17 protein-coding genes are annotated in these 14501 nt (G+C 37.9%); 10 read left to right on the forward strand and 7 right to left on the reverse strand.

Going from position 1 to position 14501, the window contains the following annotated elements; genetic code table 11:
• Positions 1-14 precede the first annotated feature (14 nt).
• The 3 genes from ACN6NE_RS17690 (at position 15) to ACN6NE_RS17700 (ending at position 3223) form a co-directional block, all read left to right on the forward strand.
• A complete protein-coding gene (locus tag ACN6NE_RS17690) occupies positions 15-1316 on the forward strand; it encodes a dihydrolipoamide acetyltransferase family protein (protein ID WP_028407941.1) in 1302 nt (433 codons plus the stop codon).
• 3 nt (positions 1317-1319) lie between these two features.
• Positions 1320-2732 carry a dihydrolipoyl dehydrogenase gene (gene lpdA, locus ACN6NE_RS17695; protein WP_013082295.1) on the forward strand — a complete coding sequence of 471 codons (1413 nt, stop codon included), beginning with the start codon at positions 1320-1322 and terminating at the stop codon, positions 2730-2732.
• A 248-nt stretch (positions 2733-2980) separates the two neighbouring features.
• Positions 2981-3223 (forward strand): hypothetical protein, encoded by a 243-nt coding sequence (locus ACN6NE_RS17700; RefSeq protein ID WP_205654915.1) that lies wholly within the window; start codon positions 2981-2983, stop codon positions 3221-3223.
• A gap of 48 nt (positions 3224-3271) precedes the next feature.
• Here the strand turns inward: ACN6NE_RS17700 and ACN6NE_RS17705 are convergent, their stop codons facing one another.
• A complete protein-coding gene (locus tag ACN6NE_RS17705) occupies positions 3272-4792 on the reverse strand; it encodes a glycine betaine uptake BCCT transporter (RefSeq protein ID WP_129707140.1) in 1521 nt (506 codons plus the stop codon).
• Between the two features lie 392 nt (positions 4793-5184).
• Here ACN6NE_RS17705 and ACN6NE_RS17710 point away from each other — a divergent pair, with 392 nt between their 5' ends.
• On the forward strand, positions 5185-5310 hold the full coding sequence (locus ACN6NE_RS17710) for a GapA-binding peptide SR1P (protein ID WP_013056059.1): 126 nt from the start codon (positions 5185-5187) through the stop codon (positions 5308-5310).
• Positions 5311-5347: 37 nt separating this feature from the next.
• Here ACN6NE_RS17710 and ACN6NE_RS17715 read toward each other — a convergent pair whose 3' ends face one another.
• A complete protein-coding gene (locus tag ACN6NE_RS17715; protein WP_129707142.1) occupies positions 5348-6823 on the reverse strand; it encodes an aminotransferase class I/II-fold pyridoxal phosphate-dependent enzyme in 1476 nt (491 codons plus the stop codon).
• 531 nt (positions 6824-7354) lie between these two features.
• Between ACN6NE_RS17715 and ACN6NE_RS17720 the strand changes: the two genes are divergently transcribed.
• On the forward strand, positions 7355-7624 hold the full coding sequence (locus ACN6NE_RS17720) for a UPF0223 family protein (protein ID WP_013056061.1): 270 nt from the start codon (positions 7355-7357) through the stop codon (positions 7622-7624).
• A gap of 49 nt (positions 7625-7673) precedes the next feature.
• Here ACN6NE_RS17720 and ACN6NE_RS17725 read toward each other — a convergent pair whose 3' ends face one another.
• Positions 7674-8309, reverse strand: a complete 636-nt coding sequence (locus ACN6NE_RS17725) for a YktB family protein (RefSeq protein WP_057238635.1) — start codon at positions 8307-8309, stop codon at positions 7674-7676.
• Positions 8310-8576: 267 nt separating this feature from the next.
• On the opposite strand from ACN6NE_RS17725, the gene ACN6NE_RS17730 reads away from it, so the two are divergent.
• Together ACN6NE_RS17730 and ACN6NE_RS17735 are read left to right on the forward strand one after the other, a co-directional pair.
• The gene (locus tag ACN6NE_RS17730; RefSeq protein ID WP_013056063.1) at positions 8577-8762 is read left to right on the forward strand and encodes a hypothetical protein; all 186 of its coding nucleotides are present in this window, start codon (positions 8577-8579) and stop codon (positions 8760-8762) included.
• A 195-nt stretch (positions 8763-8957) separates the two neighbouring features.
• A complete protein-coding gene (locus ACN6NE_RS17735; RefSeq protein ID WP_016763440.1) occupies positions 8958-9764 on the forward strand; it encodes an inositol monophosphatase family protein in 807 nt (268 codons plus the stop codon).
• A 109-nt stretch (positions 9765-9873) separates the two neighbouring features.
• Here the strand turns inward: ACN6NE_RS17735 and ACN6NE_RS17740 are convergent, their stop codons facing one another.
• Positions 9874-10059, reverse strand: coding sequence for a YlaF family protein (locus ACN6NE_RS17740; protein WP_016763441.1), 186 nt, complete (start codon positions 10057-10059; stop codon positions 9874-9876).
• A 113-nt stretch (positions 10060-10172) separates the two neighbouring features.
• Here ACN6NE_RS17740 and typA point away from each other — a divergent pair, with 113 nt between their 5' ends.
• On the forward strand, positions 10173-12011 hold the full coding sequence (gene typA / locus ACN6NE_RS17745; protein WP_013056066.1) for a translational GTPase TypA: 1839 nt from the start codon (positions 10173-10175) through the stop codon (positions 12009-12011).
• 160 nt (positions 12012-12171) lie between these two features.
• Entirely contained in the window at positions 12172-12489 is a 318-nt protein-coding gene (locus tag ACN6NE_RS17750) for a YlaH-like family protein (protein ID WP_013056067.1), read from the forward strand.
• A 26-nt stretch (positions 12490-12515) separates the two neighbouring features.
• Here ACN6NE_RS17750 and ACN6NE_RS17755 read toward each other — a convergent pair whose 3' ends face one another.
• Complete coding sequence (locus ACN6NE_RS17755; RefSeq protein WP_129707144.1) at positions 12516-12950, reverse strand: hypothetical protein; 435 nt, start codon at positions 12948-12950, stop codon at positions 12516-12518.
• A gap of 1 nt (position 12951) precedes the next feature.
• Complete coding sequence (locus tag ACN6NE_RS17760; protein ID WP_013056069.1) at positions 12952-13152, reverse strand: YlaI family protein; 201 nt, start codon at positions 13150-13152, stop codon at positions 12952-12954.
• 185 nt (positions 13153-13337) lie between these two features.
• Here ACN6NE_RS17760 and ACN6NE_RS17765 point away from each other — a divergent pair, with 185 nt between their 5' ends.
• Positions 13338-13793, forward strand: a complete 456-nt coding sequence (locus ACN6NE_RS17765) for a pyridoxamine 5'-phosphate oxidase family protein (protein ID WP_129707146.1) — start codon at positions 13338-13340, stop codon at positions 13791-13793.
• A gap of 26 nt (positions 13794-13819) precedes the next feature.
• Here the strand turns inward: ACN6NE_RS17765 and ACN6NE_RS17770 are convergent, their stop codons facing one another.
• Positions 13820-14419, reverse strand: coding sequence for a YhcN/YlaJ family sporulation lipoprotein (locus ACN6NE_RS17770; protein ID WP_013056071.1), 600 nt, complete (start codon positions 14417-14419; stop codon positions 13820-13822).
• Between the last annotated feature and the right edge of the window lie 82 nt (positions 14420-14501).

Below are 14501 nucleotides of genomic sequence, written 5' to 3' on the forward strand. Positions count from 1 at the left end.
GAGGGTGAAGACACGTGGCATTTGAATTTAAACTGCCGGATATCGGTGAAGGTATCCACGAAGGTGAAATTGTAAAATGGTTCGTAAAAGCTGGAGATGAAATTGATGAGGATGATGTACTAGCAGAAGTACAAAATGACAAAGCTGTTGTTGAAATCCCATCTCCTGTAAAAGGTAAAGTATTAGAAGTAAAAGTTGACGAAGGTACAGTAGCTACTGTAGGACAAGTTATCGTTACTTTTGATGCTCCTGGATACGAAGACTTAAAATTCAAAGGTGACGATCATGATGATGCACCAGCAGAAGAAGCTAAAGAAGAAGCTTCAACTGAAGAAGTGACTGAAGAAGCAACAGCTCCTGCAGCACAAGCTGATGTTGATCCTAACCGTAAAGTAATTGCTATGCCTTCAGTGCGCAAATATGCTCGTGAAAAAGGTGTAGACATTAAAGCTGTTCCTGGTTCAGGTAAAAACGGACGTATTGTTAAAGATGACATCGATAGCTTCTTATCTGGTGGTTCTACAGCTACAGCAACTGCTGAAGCTCCAGCTAAAGAGGAAACTGCTTCAGCTGAACCAAAAGCAGCAGCAGCACAAGCTATTCCTGAAGGCGACCTACCAGAAACTCGCGAGAAAATGAGCGGTATCCGTCGTGCAATCGCAAAAGCTATGGTTAACTCTAAACACACTGCTCCACACGTAACATTAATGGATGAAATCGATGTAACAGCTCTTGTTGCTCATCGTAAAAAATTCAAAACAGTTGCAGCAGATCAAGGTATTAAATTAACATTCTTACCTTACGTGGTAAAAGCGTTAACTTCAGCACTTAAGAAGTTCCCAGCTCTTAACACTTCAATCGATGACTCTACAGATGAAGTAATTCAAAAACATTACTACAACATCGGTATCGCTGCTGACACTGAAAAAGGTCTTTTAGTACCAGTTGTGAAAAATGCTGATCGTAAATCTGTGTTCGAAATTTCTGATCAAATTAACGACCTTGCTGGAAAAGCACGTGATGGTAAATTAGCTCCTGCTGAAATGAAAGGCGCTTCTTGTACAATCACAAATATCGGTTCTGCTGGTGGACAATGGTTTACTCCTGTTATCAACCACCCAGAAGTTGCAATTCTAGGTATCGGACGTATCGCTGAAAAACCAGTTGTACGCGACGGTGAAATTGTAATTGCTCCAGTATTAGCATTATCACTAAGCTTTGACCACCGTATTATCGATGGCGCAACAGCTCAAAACGCTCTTAACCAAATCAAGCGTTTATTAAATGATCCAGAATTATTATTAATGGAGGCGTAATAAATGGTAGTAGGAGATTTCCCAATCGAAACTGATACTCTTGTCATTGGTGCTGGCCCTGGTGGCTACGTTGCAGCAATTCGTGCAGCTCAATTAGGTCAAAAAGTTACAATCGTAGAAAAAGGTAACCTTGGAGGCGTATGCTTAAACGTTGGTTGTATTCCTTCAAAAGCATTAATCGCTGCAGGTCACCGTTTTGAACACGCTAAACATTCTGAAGACATGGGGATTATCGCTGAGAATGTAACAGTTGATTTCTCTAAAGTTCAAGAATTCAAAAACGGCGTTGTAAACAAACTTACTGGCGGTGTTGAAGGCCTTCTTAAAGGTAACAAAGTTGACATCGTAAAAGGTGAAGCTTACTTCGTTGACAGCGAAACTGTACGTGTAATGGATGAAAATTCTGCACAAACGTACAAATTCAAAAATGCTATCCTTGCAACTGGTTCTCGTCCAATCGAGATCCCTGGATTCAAATTCTCTGAGCGCGTAATCAACTCTACAGGTGCACTAGCGCTTAAAGAAGTTCCTAAAAAATTAGTTGTAATTGGCGGAGGTTACATCGGTACTGAGCTTGGTACTGCTTTTGCTAACTTCGGTACAGAAGTTACATTTGTAGAAGCTGCTGATGAAATCTTAGCTGGTTTTGAAAAACAAATGAGTTCACTTGTTAAACGTAACCTTAAGAAAAAAGGAAACGTTGAAATCTATACAAAAGCAATGGCTAAAGGCGTTGAAGAAACTGCTGACGGCGTACAAGTTACGTTTGAAGTAGGCGGAGAGTCAAAAGTAATCGATGCTGACTACGTATTAGTTACTGTAGGTCGTCGTCCTAACACTGATGAGCTTGGTCTTGAGCAAGTTGGCGTTAAAATGACTGACCGTGGTCTTATCGAAATCGATAACCAAACTCGTACATCTGTAAGCAACATCTTTGCAATTGGTGATATCGTAACTGGACCTCCACTTGCACACAAAGCTTCTTACGAAGGTAAAATCGCAGCTGAAGTAATTGCTGGCGAACCTGCTGAAATTGACTACTTAGGAATTCCAGCAGTTGTATTCTCTGAGCCTGAGCTTGCATCTGTAGGTTATACTGAAGCACAAGCGAAAGAAGAAGGATTAGCTGTTAAAGCTTCTAAATTCCCATTTGCTGCTAACGGACGTGCGCTTGCACTTAACGCTGCAGAAGGCTTCTTGAAGCTTATCACTCGTAAAGAAGACGGAGTAGTTGTTGGTGCTCAAATCGCTGGACCTAGCGCATCTGACATGATCGCTGAGCTTGGTCTTGCTATCGAAGCTGGCGTAACAGCTGAAGATATCGCATTAACAATTCACGCTCACCCAACATTAGGTGAAATCACAATGGAAGCTGCTGAAGTAGCTATTGGAAGCCCAATTCACATTGTAAAATAATGTTTTTAAAAAGCTGATGCGTATGCATCAGCTTTTTTTTGAGGAAAACGGTTTTCATAAAGTATCAGATGCTTGTCAGGCAGCTTTTGTTGCTGATGAGTATAACTCCTTAAAAGAAACGTGTAAAAAGCGCTGAGGCAGTCTTAAATGAGCTCTAGATGCATACATATGAAGTGGGACGTGCTTTCCTTATAGGTAGATAAAAAATTGCTCTTTTGGATAACGAATGAAAAGGCGGCGAAGGAGCTATGAAGACGTATTTCGTTTGGAGCTTACACATTGTTATTTGGATAGGTTATTCACTGGTTGAATTGCTATCAAAACGTGATCAGTTGACATCTAAAATTATTTTATTTGTAGTATTTGCTTATTTAGCTTACGGCATAGCAGAAATGAACGTCAAATCTAAAAGACTGGCGCTTATGATGACGGGTACAACTTCAGCTGTTTGCTTGACATGTTATCAACTAATTTTATTTTGTACGGCGTAAGATTGCATAAAAAAGCGTTAGCTTATATAAGCTAACGCTTTTTTTGTCTTACACAGATTTCTTTTCTCTTTTCAATGCGCCTTCTTCTTTAAATGCTTTCATTAATGAAAAGACCGTTAGCACCAGCACAATTGAGAATGGAAGCGCTGCTATAATCGCAGCTGTTTGGAGCGCGTCCAAACCACCTGTCCAAAGCAGAATGATTGCTGTTAACGATTGAATTAAGCCCCACGTAAGTTTAATAGAGCCTGAAGGATTTAGATCACCATTTGTTGTCTGCATTCCTAAAACAAATGTAGCTGAGTCAGCTGATGTAATGAAGAATGTAGCGATTAAGCAAATAGCGACAATAGACATGAACGTACCAAATGGAAACTGTTCAAGTACATAGAATAAAGCAACTTCTGTTCCTTTATTGTTGATAACATCCATAACAGGAAGATCCTTAAAAAAGTCTAAGTAGACCCCAGAACCTCCGAATACAGCAAACCATAATCCACCAAATACGGTAGGAACAGCTAGTACACCAATTAAAAATTCTCGAATGGTTCTACCTCGTGAAATACGAGCAATGAACGTACCAACAAACGGTGCCCAAGCGATCCACCATGCCCAGTAGAAAATTGTCCAATCTTGAACCCAGGTGCTATTATCAAACGGGCTCAATCGAAAACTCATCGACGGCAAGTTTTGAATATAGCTGCCAATTGTTGTAACGAATAAGTCCATAATAAAGTTGGTTGGACCTGCAAATAACAAGAATAGCATTAACAGAATAGCTAAAACAATATTAATGTTACTCAAATACTTAATACCTTTGTTCAGACCCGTCTGTGCTGACAGCATGAACAAGAACGTCACGATAATAATAACAATTAATTGAGTCGTGAAATTATTATCAATACTTGGCGACAAGTAAGAGGCTCCACCGGTAATTTGAATAGCGCCTAGTCCAAGAGATGTTGCCACCCCAAAAATAGTTGCAAATACGGCGAGGACGTTTATGATCGTTCCAAGAGGTCCATCAACACGTTTTCCTAATAGTGGACGTAAAATATTACTAATTATGAACGGGTAACCTTTTCTAAATTGAAAATATGCAAGGGCCAGTGCAAGAACGGAATAAATAGCCCAAGGATGTAAACCCCAGTGGAAAAACGAATAACGTAGAGCTGCACGAGCTGATTCTGCTGTACCGCCTTCACCAGAAGGTGGAGTATGAAAATGATTGATTGGTTCTGAAACACCCCAGAATACAAGTCCAATCCCCATACCAGCACTAAATAACATGGCAAACCACGAGACATAACCATACTGAGGCTTTTCGTCAGGTTTACCTAGTTTAATGTTTCCGTACTTTGAAAAAATTAAGTACAGCGTAAAAACTAAGAATAATGTAGCTGCTAATAAGTAATACCAGCCAAATTTCTCGATGATAAAACTATGTATTGCCGATGTGACGGGTGTAAGCGCTGCGCTTCCTAGCACAGATTCTGGAATAACACCCCATACGATAAATACTGCAGCAATAATAACCGAAATGATAAAAACAGGAGTCAGTTTTTTCATCGATTATCACTCCTTTCCTATTCTATTTTACATAACATAGTTTCTCATATAACTTTTTTAGCTATACATGAAACCACATGGTTATACATTCTAGTAAAGTTTGTATGAAATGTCTACCCTATTAGTAAGAAAAAAAGGCAAGAGCTCAAATTCTTATTTTTCGTAATTATTTTAAAGTGCTGAAATAGATGTGAAATTAGACATTGTTTTTTCATATAAATAGAGATGATGCTAAGCGTTCAGCTTTTTGAAAACAAATATAACATTTATGAGAAAAATATTTTTAATGTGACATACTAATTAGTTGTTGACATATTTAATGTGACATAATAATATAATATCAAGAGTTGTAAAACGCTTACAAAAAAGACGGTTAAAGGGGAGTTTACAAAATGGGAACAATCGTATGTCAAACATGTAACTGCACAATTGATCATTTCGAAGATGAGAAAGTGACGCGATTATACTCAACATGTAAAAGCGGAGAATGTCAAAAAGCAGATGAAGATTTAGATTAATTCAATAAAAAAAGGTGCGGAAATTCGCACCTTTTTTTTATTGAATTGCTTTATGTTCTTTAATGACACGAAATGTTTTTAATTCAAAATCTTCCGGACCCTGCACTGGTAAACCTGCCTCTAAGTTTGTTTCAATGTAGGTTAAATTTTCCTCAGTGATGATTTCCCCAGGAATAAAAATAGGAATACCAGGAGGATAGACCATCACAAATTCTGCAATAATACGACCTGCCGACTCATGAAAAGGTACCACTTCGGTTTCAGCGTAAAAAGCATCGCGAGGTGTTAAAGCCAATACAGGAATATCAGGCAATAAAATAGCCGGTTTTGCCGTTGTCTCAGAAAGATTATGGAATTTTGCAGATAACTCACGCAGAGCCGTGACCAGACGTGAAAGATCTTCTTCTGTATCTCCAGGCGTGATAATACATAGAATATTATAAAGGTCAGACATTTCAACTTCGATATTATGAGCTTCACGCATCCATTTTTCTACGTCATAGCCCGTAATTCCTAAATCTGAAACAGAAATAATTAATTTAGTAGGGTCTAAATCATACGTAGCTTTTGTGCCTAAAATTTCTCTGCCTATACATCGGATATGCTCAATTGTATTAATTTCTTTTCGTGCTTGTTCAGCAAGAGAAATTGCACGTTCAGCCAGCTCTTTTCCTTCTGTGGCTAAACGTTTTCGTGCAACATCTAAAGAAGCCAGCAGCAGATAAGATGTTGATGTTGTTGTCAGCATGCTTAAAATAGACTGTACACGTTTTGGAGAGATTAAGCCTTCGCGTATGTTTAGAATTGAACTTTGCGTCATAGAGCCGCCTAGTTTGTGCACGCTTGTTGCTGCCATGTCTGCACCGGCCTGCATAGCAGACAGAGGCAAATCATCATGGAAGTGAATATGAACGCCGTGAGCTTCATCAACAAGTACAGGCACTTGATACGAGTGGGCAATTTCTACGATTTTACGAAGGTCTCCAGAAATTCCAAAGTAAGTTGGATTGATAACAAGCACTGCTTTTGCTTCAGGGTGCTGCTTTAAGGCTTTTTCTACAGAGTCCGATGTAATACCGTGAGAAATGCCAAGATTTTCGTCAATTTCAGGGTGAATAAAAATAGGCGTAGCTCCTGAAAAAACAATCGCACTCATAACAGATTTATGCACGTTTCTAGGAACGATAATTTTATCTCCAGGCCCACATGTCGCCATAACCATTGCCATAATTGCTCCGCTCGTTCCTTGAACAGAGAAAAAAGTATGGTCAGCACCAAATGCTTCTGCAGCTAAATCCTGCGCTTGTTTGATAATGCCTTTTGGCTGGTGAAGGTCATCAAGAGGACCGATGTTAATTAAATCAATGGATAAAGCATCATCGCCAATAAATGAGCGGAATTCAGGATCCATTCCATTTCCTTTTTTATGTCCAGGGATATGGAATTGTGTTGGGTTTTTCTTAGCGTGATTAACCAATCCAGTAAATAATGGAGTTGAGAATTGAGAAGACAACTTTGCTATACACCTCTTTTATTATAAATTGTCAGTCCCTCTAAGCAAAGCTTAGAGGGACTTTGATTGTTTTTTTATCAAATTACAGCATTCAATTTTATATACCAAAAACTAGTGGCTGTTGAATTCTACATATTAAAATATCAGATCTTTTTTCTATAAAAGAAATTCAACAGAAATTCTACTCGGCAGTTTTCTTGATTTTAACCATTATATAAATGAATGAAACGTGTATGTTTACTACTGTTTGATAATATAAATACAATTTTTAGTTTAAAAAATACAAGTAATTGTAAACTGCTTATTACTCATTATTTTATAGTTCTTTATGTTTTGAAAATCCCCATAAAACAAAAGAATTATAGCACTTATTAACCCATTTGCAAAGATATTTTAAAGAGAAAATAAAAAGAAAAAAAAGGAGAAATTCTTTTGTGTGAAAAGAGAATAAATTTTGTGTACATTATAGATTGTGATAGAGTTAAGAATATAGATATACATAGATTGAAGAAATAAATGGAGTGATGAGAAGTGGAATATCAATACCCTATCTCCCTTGATTGGAGTACAGAAGAAATTATTGATGTAGTGAAGTTTTTTGAAAGCATTGAACGTGCTTATGAAAAAGGTATTGAGCGTGATCACCTAATGGCAGTCTATCGCCGATTTAAAGAAATTGTGCCAAGTAAAGCAGAAGAAAAAACAATCTGTAACGATTTTGAAGACCAAAGCAAATACTCTTCTTATCGAACGATTCAAAAAGCAAAGGCTGCTTCTTCTGGAGACATCATAAAAATGTAAAAAATGGAGCCAAGCTTGGCTCCATTTTTTTTATATCAATTCGTTAAAATTATGCATATGCTTTTTTAGTTAGTTCATATAATGGAGTTACCGTATGAAATGTTTGTTCAATACGAGCTATCCATTCTTCGCCGTTCATTGCAATCGCTTCTTCTTTTGGAATCGTAATGCCGCATAGGATCTCAGCTTTTTTAACCGTTTCTAGACGTTCAAACAAACTCTCTAAGTCTTCAGAAGATAAGTCGCCCATTTTTTCACTATCAGGTTTTGTATGATCTTTCGACCAAACAAACGAGGCAGGGATATTTTGACGAATCTCCTCAATGTTTTGTTTTAGCAGCTTTCCAAATTGTTCTTTAATAGGTGATTCGTAAATGACGGCGAACCACACAAAGACATGTGTTTCCCAAAGGCCAATTTGGAAATGAGGGAGCTTTTTATACCCGCGTTTACTGTTAGCAAAGGCTACCCACGTATCTGCTGGCGGGTTAACTGTTCTTCGTGCATGTTTGGCAATGTGTACGAACATTTCATCTCCACAAAGTGAAGAAAGAGTCGGAGCAAAATGATTGCTCAATTGTTCGAATTTTGGGCGTATCGTTGTCTTGATGGCTTCCATACGTGCATCAAGTCCCTCGATACGGAATACGTTAAAGTCATCTTGTGAAAATCCTGAGAATGCCATGTGAAACCTCCGTTTTTTAGTGAATATGTATAGCTGCTGTGCATCTATGCAAGTAAGTATGATTTACGCGAAGATTCTACCACATGAAAAGCATAAACACCAATTAATTCGCATATGCTTGTCAAAACGTGTCTATCATTTTTTTATAGGTAATCACACAATTTAGTTACATGAGATTAGGTTTCGACATAGACTATATCAATCAAAATATCTGAAAATTTAGTTTTCTATAAGCAGGTTCAATAATTTGAGAGGGGTGTTTGAAACATGAAACAAGTGGTGAATATGTATAAGAAGAATGATGGACAAAAAAGATTAGGTGTAATTCGTTTGGAGTTAGATTACGAGTTAGCGACGTTATATGAAGCCATGATGGAGAATAATGAGGAACAAAAACAAAAATGTAAGCGAAAGCTCGAGAAACTTCGTGAAGAAATGATATCTCTTCAGTAGCAGATACGGGAATAAAATAGAACAAATAAGGGTAAACTGTAAAAAAGGATTAAACTGAATGAGCAGATTCATAAGTGGTAACAGAGCACGTGGGAGAAGAAGCGGCAGTTCTTCTCCCACGTGCTCTGTTAATTGACATCTTGCAGAGGTTTTTTTAAGCTTAAATAAGAGACGTATTTTTGAGGGGGAATTGAGATGACGCAACGCTGGAAAGAAATTGATACATACGTTAAAGAGTGGCTAAAAGAAGCTGGACAAAAAATTCAACAGTCGTTTAGTAAAGAACTTCTCATTCAAACGAAATCGAATCCAAATGATTTAGTAACAAATATGGATAAAGAAATTGAACAGTTTTTTATCTCAAAAATCAATGAAACCTTTCCCGAACATCATATTCTCGGAGAAGAAGGATATGGAGAAGAGCTTGAATCAGAAGAAGGAACGATTTGGATTATCGATCCAATCGACGGGACGATGAACTTTGTTCATCAGCAGCGAAATTTTGCTATTTCCATCGGTATATTTGAAAATGGTGTAGGACAAGCAGGTTATATTTATGATGTTATTCATAATGAGCTGTATCATGCTTTAAAAGGACAGGGCGCGTTTATGAATGACATCCAATTGCCGAAACTTGAACCTGTACCAGTTGAACAAGCTATTATTAGCCTAAATGCAACATGGGTGACGGAGAACCGCCGTATTGATCCTTCCGTATTAAGTCCGCTTGTGCGTAAAGTAAGAGGGACCCGTTCCTATGGATCCGCAGCTATTGAGCTTGCTTACGTAGCGGCTGGACGCTTGGATGGATACATTACTTTACGTTTGGCTCCATGGGACTTTGCTGCCGGTAAAGTATTGATTGAAGAAGTTGGAGGAGTTATGACGGATTTAGAAGGAAAGCCGTTAGAGATTCTTGAAAAAAGCAGTGTATTTGTAAGCAAACCAACATTACATGACGAAATCTTTCGTACGTACCTTGAAGGAAAGTGGAATAAATAAAATAGAAGTGAAGACTTACGTGTAGTCAAAGAATTTTGTGATGAAAAAACGTCATGAACCATTTTGATGTTGCAAATGGCCATGACGCTTTCAATCATCGCAAAAAAAATTACAGCTGCCCTTTTTCTCGCATTTTTTTCTTAGTCGTAAAGCCAAGGCCCATTACAACAATTAAAGCTGCGATAGCTAAAATGACCCCGAGAGCGCTTCCTTCTCCGATAAATATGCCGATTGACATAATTGCCGCAGTTGCGATAAATGCATATAAAACAAATACCCACTTAATGTTTCTCATGTTGATTCCTCCCATTTATAACGGATATTTATAGTGTACAACAAAATCATTCTGCAATTCTAGAGTTAGTGTGATATAATAGCTTAGTTATTACAAGCATAGGAGTGAAATGCGTGAACATTCGTAAAGATTTACGTAATATTGCCATTATTGCCCATGTAGACCATGGGAAAACAACGTTAGTAGATAAATTATTACATCAGTCCGGAACATTCCGTACTAATGAGCATGTTGAAGAACGTGCGATGGATTCAAATGACCTTGAGCGTGAGCGTGGAATTACAATTTTAGCGAAAAACACAGCTATTAATTATAAAGATACGCGTATCAACATTATGGATACGCCAGGACATGCTGACTTCGGTGGAGAAGTTGAGCGTATTATGAAAATGGTAGACGGTGTTCTACTTGTAGTAGACGCATACGAAGGATGTATGCCTCAAACGCGCTTTGTATTGAAAAAAGCATTAGAGCAAAACTTAACGCCGATTGTTGTTGTTAACAAAATTGACCGTGACTTTGCTCGTCCAACTGAAGTAGTCGATGAAGTAATTGACTTATTTATTGAACTAGGTGCAAGCGAGGAACAAATTGAGTTCCCTGTTGTTTATGCTTCAGCAATCAACGGAACGGCTAGCACGAACCCTGAAAAGCAAGATGAGAACATGTCGTCTCTATTTGACTCAATCATTGAGCACATTCCAGCACCAGTAGACAACAGCGACGAACCACTTCAATTCCAAGTGGCAATGCTTGACTACAATGACTATCTTGGTCGTATCGGTGTAGGTCGCGTATTCCGCGGAACAATGAAAGTAGGCCAGCAAGTTGCATTAATGAAGCTTGACGGTACGGTAAAACAATTCCGTGTAACAAAATTATTCGGTTTCCTAGGCTTAAAGCGTGTTGAAATCGAAGAAGCAAAAGCAGGAGACCTGATCGCTGTATCAGGAATGGAAGACATCAACGTAGGTGAAACCGTATGTCCGTTTGACCACCAAGATGCACTGCCAATTTTACGTATTGATGAACCTACTTTACAAATGACGTTCTTAGTAAACAATTCACCGTTTGCTGGTCGTGAAGGTAAATTTGTTACATCTCGTAAAATTGAAGAGCGCTTAATGTCTGAACTTGAGACGGATGTAAGTTTACGCGTGGAAAATACTGATTCACCGGATGTATGGGTTGTTTCAGGACGTGGAGAACTTCATTTATCTATTTTAATTGAAAACATGCGTCGTGAAGGATATGAGATTCAAGTATCAAAACCTGAAGTAATCGTTCGTGAAATTGATGGCGTTCGCTGTGAGCCAGTTGAACGTGTGCAAATCGACGTGCCTGAAGAACATACAGGTTCTATTATGGAATCGATGGGTGCTCGTAAAGGTGAAATGGTTGATATGATTAACAACGGCAGCGGTCAAGTTCGTCTGATCTTTATGGTTCCTGCACGTGGTTTAATCGGTTATACAACTGAGTTCTTATCGTTAACTCGTGGATTCGGTATCATTAACCATTCATTTGATAGCTACCAACCAATGCAGCAAGGTCAAGTTGGAGGTCGCCGTCAAGGTGTGCTTGTTTCTATGGAAAGCGGTAAATCATCTACTTATGGAATCCAAGGCGTAGAAGACCGCGGTACAATTTTCGTTGAGCCAGGTACAGAAGTATACGAAGGTATGATCGTAGGAGAACACACTCGTGAAAATGATATCGTTGTTAACATCTGTAAAATGAAGCAAATGACGAATATGCGTTCTGCTAATAAAGATCAAACAACAGGTATGAAAAAACCTCGTATTATGTCTTTAGAGCAATCACTTGAATATTTAAACGAAGATGAATATTGTGAAATCACACCAGAATCTATTCGTCTACGTAAAAAAATTCTTGATAAAAATGAACGTGAAAAAGCAGCGAAAAAGAAAAAATACGCTGACACGAAATAATAAAAAAAGTAAGTCGTTAGCTCTATCTGCTAGCGGCTTGTTTTTTATCTATTATATCAGAATTTTCTATTTTTTGAAAGCGTTCTATAAAGATAGAATTTGGAAAGGAAAAAGGTGGCTTATATCGAATAATGTAAAGTAAGGAATAGGGGGAAGAAGTATGGATGTAAAAGAACACCTTTCATTTTTTGCTGCTCTTTATCAAGTAGATGAACATGCAAAAATAGGAATGTGGCTGTTATACTTTACCATTTTAGGGCTATCTGTTCTCGTGTACAAACTCGGGTTTGCAAAGAAGCTGCCGCTTTTAAAATCTGTGGTTATTTATCTATTTTTAGCTTTTGGATGTACGATCTTAACGTTTTTAGGCATTTTTTTACCTGTAGCTGAAGGGCTTGTGGTTGCAGCGCTTGTATTGATTATTTATAAAATACGGCTGTATCAGGCTAAGAAGCAAAACTCCACGTTGGGTTCATAAAAGACTACATAAAAAGACGCTTATAGCTACAAGCGTCTTTTTAGTATGATATAGCCGAAGACAAGAGCGGCTGCGAAAATTAAATGGCCAGCTGTCCAATAAAAAATCGCTACTGCATCATCCACCGCAGGCGTAGGCTTGAGCGCAAGCAGCGTCAACGGAAAATACAAAGGAATGGTTGGAAGTGTTAATAAAAAGGAACACAATACGATTTTTCGAATAGACATATTATTTAATTTACCTACTATGTAAACAAAAACGATCCCAATTGCAACGGCAATGAGTAAATGAAAAACAAACTCTACCCATTCAGACCATTGAATAGGGCCAATGATAGGAATAAAATCAACATTTAATAAAAGGGTATAAACTTGTTTGCCGGTTAGCCATTCTATCCATTTTAAACATAACCCAAGGATAATCCCACTTAACATGCCAATACTTATTCCTAATCGGAGCACCTTACCAATCCTCCTCTGTCTTTTTCGACTCATATAGTTTAAAGTTACCAGTAGCTATGCGTTCTTTTGTTCGTTTTTCAATCCGTTCAGAACATTCATTGCACATATATGTATGGATAGGACGGTTGCGCAGTCGTTTTGCCACGAGTGTTTCATCCTCAATTGTTTCAATTTTATCGCACATGACACATTGTACTCTCATTTCTATCACCTCAACTTCTCTATACATCATTCTAGCCGAAAATTCTTGTTTTATAAAGTTTTTTTGCGGTGCTATCTCTCAGTAGAAAAGGAACGATAGGAAAACATTCCTAAAGAAGCAGGTAATTTTGCTTGTTAGCTCGAAGATAGTAACTAGTAAGTACATAAACAGTAGGAGGGATGAAAATGGCCAACGAAGTCGAGACTCAATTAGTAGATGCATTATACGATGAGCTACAGACAGAGAGATTTGCAACCATTTCAACTATTGATTTTGAAACAAACGGTCCAAATGTTAGTGCCATTTCGTGGTTAGTAGCTCCGACTAAACAAAAAATTCGATTTGCCGTAGATGTCAAATCGAGGATTGTAGAAAACATTAAACATACGAATAAAGCAGTGGTAAATATTCTTGCTAATGAATCATGCTACTCAATCAGCGGAATAGCTGAGGTAGTGCAAGAAAATTTAGAAGGAGTAGCTTTAAAGCTGACGCTAATCGAACTAGATATTAATGAAGTAAGAGATGTCATGTTCTATGGTTCTAAGATTTCAGTAAACCCTTCATATGAAAAGACCTATGATCCAGTAGCAGCTGCTAAACTCGATAAGCAAGTAATTGAAGCGATAAAAAAAGCTTAGCAGCAGCCTGCCGCTAAGCGACTTTCTTATTCATTTTTTTGAAGATGATTATTAGATTGTTTTTCCTGCTCATTCTTTAAATTTTGCTCTTGTTTATTATTTAGTTTTTGATTGTTTGTATCTGTTGAGCTAGGATTTCGGCGAATTTCTTCTGCAAATTCAGGCATTACTCGGTTTACAATGGCTGCTAATTCATCTAAAAATCCTGTAACCGGCCGACCTTTGCGAATTTCATTTCCAATTTGTTTTAGCCGAGCGACCGTATCAGGATCTGCAATAACAACAGAATTAGCGCCGTACGGATCAGCTTTCAGACCTTCGGCAACTGTATATTTGATTGAACTTACTTCTGAACGATCAATATCTTTGCCGACGTCAATGCCTACGATTGCATACTTACCGAGCACAATGGCAGTAGCATCATTTACATTCGGAACGCTTGAAGCCAGTTCAACTAAATGAGCTGATATTTCATTAGCAGTACGCTTGTGAGAGCGTTCAGGAGATGAATTTTTGACCTGTACAATTCGATCTGTTTTTTGCCCTTCTTCAACGTCTGCTTGGTTATTGTTGCAGCCGGTTAGTGTAATAAAACATAAGCTAATGGATAGAAAAAATTTGTTCATGTGGGAGACTCCTCCTTATGAATGACTCATTTTTTGTAGTAATTTGTATTTAGTTTCTAATAGTTCTTCTATCTTTATACAC

It is taken from the genome of Priestia sp. 53B2, from assembly GCF_056099005.1.

Coding starts and splice junctions, on each gene's coding strand:
- lpdA (WP_013082295.1), top strand. CDS start 1,320: ATGGTAGTAGGAGATTTCCCAATCGAAACTGATACTCTTGTCATTGGT.
- ACN6NE_RS17700 (WP_205654915.1), top strand. CDS start 2,981: ATGAAGACGTATTTCGTTTGGAGCTTACACATTGTTATTTGGATAGGT.
- ACN6NE_RS17705 (WP_129707140.1), bottom strand. CDS start 4,792: ATGAAAAAACTGACTCCTGTTTTTATCATTTCGGTTATTATTGCTGCA.
- ACN6NE_RS17710 (WP_013056059.1), top strand. CDS start 5,185: ATGGGAACAATCGTATGTCAAACATGTAACTGCACAATTGATCATTTC.
- ACN6NE_RS17725 (WP_057238635.1), bottom strand. CDS start 8,309: ATGGCATTCTCAGGATTTTCACAAGATGACTTTAACGTATTCCGTATC.
- ACN6NE_RS17730 (WP_013056063.1), top strand. CDS start 8,577: ATGAAACAAGTGGTGAATATGTATAAGAAGAATGATGGACAAAAAAGA.
- ACN6NE_RS17735 (WP_016763440.1), top strand. CDS start 8,958: ATGACGCAACGCTGGAAAGAAATTGATACATACGTTAAAGAGTGGCTA.
- ACN6NE_RS17740 (WP_016763441.1), bottom strand. CDS start 10,059: ATGAGAAACATTAAGTGGGTATTTGTTTTATATGCATTTATCGCAACT.
- ACN6NE_RS17750 (WP_013056067.1), top strand. CDS start 12,172: ATGGATGTAAAAGAACACCTTTCATTTTTTGCTGCTCTTTATCAAGTA.
- ACN6NE_RS17760 (WP_013056069.1), bottom strand. CDS start 13,152: ATGAGAGTACAATGTGTCATGTGCGATAAAATTGAAACAATTGAGGAT.
- ACN6NE_RS17765 (WP_129707146.1), top strand. CDS start 13,338: ATGGCCAACGAAGTCGAGACTCAATTAGTAGATGCATTATACGATGAG.
- ACN6NE_RS17770 (WP_013056071.1), bottom strand. CDS start 14,419: ATGAACAAATTTTTTCTATCCATTAGCTTATGTTTTATTACACTAACC.